At 42.0% G+C, this 3,427-nt stretch carries 6 protein-coding genes; 3 read left to right on the forward strand and 3 right to left on the reverse strand.

Annotated elements, in window-relative coordinates:
- The 3 genes from CXF78_RS17575 to CXF78_RS17585 all read left to right on the forward strand — a co-directional run.
- On the forward strand, nucleotides 1-203 hold a 203-nt coding region (locus CXF78_RS17575; protein WP_145991547.1), incomplete at its 5' end, for a YdcF family protein.
- A gap of 89 nt (nucleotides 204-292) precedes the next feature.
- On the forward strand, nucleotides 293-1,000 hold the full coding sequence (locus CXF78_RS17580; RefSeq protein WP_102037484.1) for a DUF2982 domain-containing protein: 708 nt from the start codon (nucleotides 293-295) through the stop codon (nucleotides 998-1,000).
- A gap of 31 nt (nucleotides 1,001-1,031) precedes the next feature.
- The gene (locus CXF78_RS17585) at nucleotides 1,032-1,445 is read left to right on the forward strand and encodes a GFA family protein (RefSeq protein WP_102037485.1); all 414 of its coding nucleotides are present in this window, start codon (nucleotides 1,032-1,034) and stop codon (nucleotides 1,443-1,445) included.
- Here CXF78_RS17585 and CXF78_RS17590 read toward each other — a convergent pair.
- From CXF78_RS17590 to galE, 3 genes are all read right to left on the reverse strand, one after another.
- Nucleotides 1,442-1,801: a bactofilin family protein gene (locus tag CXF78_RS17590; RefSeq protein ID WP_059747321.1), complete on the reverse strand. Its 360-nt coding sequence runs from the start codon at nucleotides 1,799-1,801 to the stop codon at nucleotides 1,442-1,444. The genes CXF78_RS17585 and CXF78_RS17590 overlap by 4 nt on opposite strands.
- A 124-nt stretch (nucleotides 1,802-1,925) precedes the next feature.
- Nucleotides 1,926-2,411, reverse strand: coding sequence for a ferredoxin-type protein NapF (gene napF, locus CXF78_RS17595; RefSeq protein ID WP_102037486.1), 486 nt, complete (start codon nucleotides 2,409-2,411; stop codon nucleotides 1,926-1,928).
- 323 nt (nucleotides 2,412-2,734) lie between these two features.
- Nucleotides 2,735-3,427 (reverse strand): UDP-glucose 4-epimerase GalE (galE, locus tag CXF78_RS17600; protein WP_102037487.1); only part of this gene is annotated, 693 nt, incomplete at its 5' end.

The following is a 3,427-nucleotide window of genomic DNA, read 5'->3' on the forward strand; positions in this document are numbered from 1 at the left end:
TGACTTCAGCAACTCATATGCCGAGGGCGATGATGATATTCACCTCATTAGGAATGCAACCCCAGCCTGCACCGAGTGATTTTATTGCACATCAAGGTTTCTGGTGGCGTTTAGATGCAGATCAACTGCTAGCATCGCAAAAATCAATTCATGAATATGTTGGCATGCTGTGGCTTCATATTAAAGGCATGGCTGCTGATTAAATGATTTAGTGAAGATTAAATGTATTCGCCAAGAGGCTTAAGCCGATGTTTCAAACCTTATTTATTCTATTCAGTTTAAAGGACAAACCGTGGTCAGTGACGAGTTATTAATTAGCCCTTTTGCCAAACGAAATGGCATAACCTTAACGGTAGTTGGTGCCATTAGTTTAATGGCTAGCTTGATTATTTTTATCGGACTTAGCGGTTTTTTTGCCGTTGGAATGTTGTGCTTTGCATTAGGCTTCGTGGCACTTATTTTAGGTGTTGCTAAAGTGTATCAGCCAGCGGTTAGTTTTAAGCTAACTGCTGCAGGAGTGGCATTTTTTCATCGCCGCGGCCAAGTGTTTATTGAATGGCATAATATTCAACGAGTTGATTGTGTGAGAGTAAATCAAAACTTGGAGTTGATTGAGCTACCTTATATTGGCGTTAAGCTTAAACAGATTAATCCCATTTTAGACTGTATTTCACCCCGTCTAGCCACTGGTTTACTGACCGAACAGCGGCCATTACTCATGACGGCGGCCACCCAAGATGAAGATTTACAAAGTTTAGAAGGTTATTTGGGGGCTGAATTTACGCCGCTAGTGGTAAACGGTGAGCGTTACCGTGGGGTATTGGCAATGTTTGGACATCGCTGTCAAACGTTGAACGAACAGTTGGGTTACCATGTGTATTTATCGATTGATAGTTTAGACCGAGAACCGAAAGAGTTTGTTGCCTTGTTGCGCCAATGGCAACAGCAAGCCCTGCTGCAAACTCAGCAGCACACGGTATCTGCGACAGATATCGAATGACACGACTCATAATCAATTAGCAGGTGTTCAAATGGTATTACAAGGCGGTTGTTTATGCGGTGCGATACGTTACCAAGTTAACGGTATGCCATTTGATGCCGATCATTGCCATTGTAATCAATGTCGTAAAAGCGCTGGTGCGGTAGTAATGAGTTGGATGGATTTTTATCGTGAACAAGTGCAGTGGTTGCAGGGGCAAGTAAATGAATTTGCTTCATCAGAGAACATTCGGCGTGGCTTTTGTCAGCACTGTGGTTGTTCATTGACTTACCGACATTTGGATTATCCACAATACACTTCATTGTCGATAGCCTCTTTAGACCAACCAAACCTAGTACGGCCGACTTATCATATACACACTGACGAGCAGGTTAGTTGGTTAAAAATAGATGACTCTTGTTCGCGCTATCAGGCAGGTAAAACAGCTGTTAAACAGCCAGATTAACTTTCTGAGGGAGTATTCGTAAGGGGCTCTCTGTGACGATAACCCAAAAATTGGCCGCCATCTAAAATTTCAATATTTTCACAATAAGCATCGCCTTCAAAAATACCTTGTTCATGGAGGGTGATTTTTTTACAGCGTGCTTTACCTGCTAATTGTCCCGCAATCATTAACTCTCGACATAAAATATCACCATCGACAGTGCCATTAGGCTCAATAGTCACATTGCCCTGCGCTTTGATATCACCACTAACATGGCCTGCAATTAGCACATCACCACTGAAAATGAGTTTACCGGTTAAATGGCATTCTTGGGCGATAAAACTGAGTGGATTAGCAGGTTGCTTTTGACGAAACATCTTAGTGATCTCATGTTTGTATTATGTCGGTAATATAGCGTGATAGGTTGAAAAACAAATCAAAACCGCTAATCGTATTTGTAAAACGTTAATTTTTTGTAGATAAACTAGCTTTGTAAATAAATTAGTTTGGATGACCTATAAGTATCGCATCAGCAGGGCAAGGAGATACGCAAGCACCACAACCCGTACAGGCATCAGTATCTATCACGGGTTTAGGCACTTGGCCTACAGCCATGATAAAGCTAATTGCGCGTGGGTCGCAGGCATCTTTACAGCTCTGACACCAAACCCCTTCATGGGTTAAACAGTTGTCTTTTATCGCAGCCGTAATTGACCAAGGTAAGGATTGGTCGCGATCAAATACAGGTTCTGGGCACACATCAACGCATTGTTCACAGAAGGTGCATTCATCTTTAGTGAAATCTATTTCAGGAAAACCACCTTCACCGCGTTTAATTATTTGGGTTTCGCAGGCGGTAATACATTTGTCACAGCGTGTGCAATTGTCAGTAAACTCTTGATCCGTTTTGCTCCAAGGCGGGCGGGTGACATTGGATTTTCTGCGACTAAATAGATTACGACGACTTTGATTAATACCTTGGTTCATTTCGGTTCCAATTGAGCTTAAATATATTTGCTGCAGTCAATATTAGCATTAACTGCAGCACAAAATTGTTAAGCACTTGGCAATAAATACCAATAATTAACTGTTCATTCAGCGAGAATTTTGCGCCTTATAGGCAAGTAATAGGATTGTAGGCATAGTGTCCTCCGTCAAAATACTATTAAGTAGCATAGAAGGCGCATAAACTCGCCCTTCGGGAGTCACTCAGGCTTTCCATTTTTATGTTGCATTATTTCATAAGGGAATAACTATTCTTTCAACAATGCACCTTAAACTGAAAAACCTGAGTGGCTCTGATTGGTCACTTAATTATTGGAGTTGGTATTATACCCATCAGGATTATTTGATTGCCATTTCCAACTGCTATTTGCCATATCTTCAACGGTATGGGTTGCACGCCAATCCAATTCTGTAGCGGCAAAGCTTGGGTCGGCATAACACGCTGCAATGTCACCAGGGCGGCGAGGACTGATTTGATAAGCAATGGTTTTACCACAAGCTTTCTCAAATGCCTTGACCATGTCTAACACGCTGTAACCTATGCCTGTACCGAGATTGTAAGTCACTAAACCAGGTTTGGTTTGCAGTTTTTTAAGTGCTTGTAAGTGACCCATAGCTAAATCAACAACGTGAATATAGTCGCGTACCCCTGTGCCATCGGGGGTGTTGTAATCATCACCAAAAACGCTTAATTGTTGACGTTTACCAACAGCAACTTGGGCAATAAATGGCATCAAGTTATTAGGGATATCGTTAGGGTCTTCGCCAATCAAGCCACTTTCGTGAGCACCTACAGGATTAAAGTAACGTAAACGAGCTATATTCCAGCTGTTATCCGAATTATGTAGGTCAGCTAAAATATTCTCAACCATCAATTTTGACTGACCATAAGGGTTGGTTGCGCCCGTAGGAAAATCTTCTTTAATGGGCAAGCTAGCAGGGTCGCCGTAAACGGTGGCCGATGAGCTGAACACTAGGTTTTTGACGTTATTTTCAGC

It is taken from the genome of Shewanella sp. 11B5, from assembly GCF_002836795.1.
GTDB lineage: Bacteria > Pseudomonadota > Gammaproteobacteria > Enterobacterales > Shewanellaceae > Shewanella > Shewanella frigidimarina.

What these genes read in the sequence shown, in the direction of transcription:
- CXF78_RS17585 (WP_102037485.1), top strand. Translation starts at nt 1,032, where the DNA reads ATGGTATTACAAGGCGGTTGTTTATGCGGTGCGATACGTTACCAAGTT.
- CXF78_RS17590 (WP_059747321.1), bottom strand. Translation starts at nt 1,801, where the DNA reads ATGTTTCGTCAAAAGCAACCTGCTAATCCACTCAGTTTTATCGCCCAA.
- napF (WP_102037486.1), bottom strand. Translation starts at nt 2,411, where the DNA reads ATGAACCAAGGTATTAATCAAAGTCGTCGTAATCTATTTAGTCGCAGA.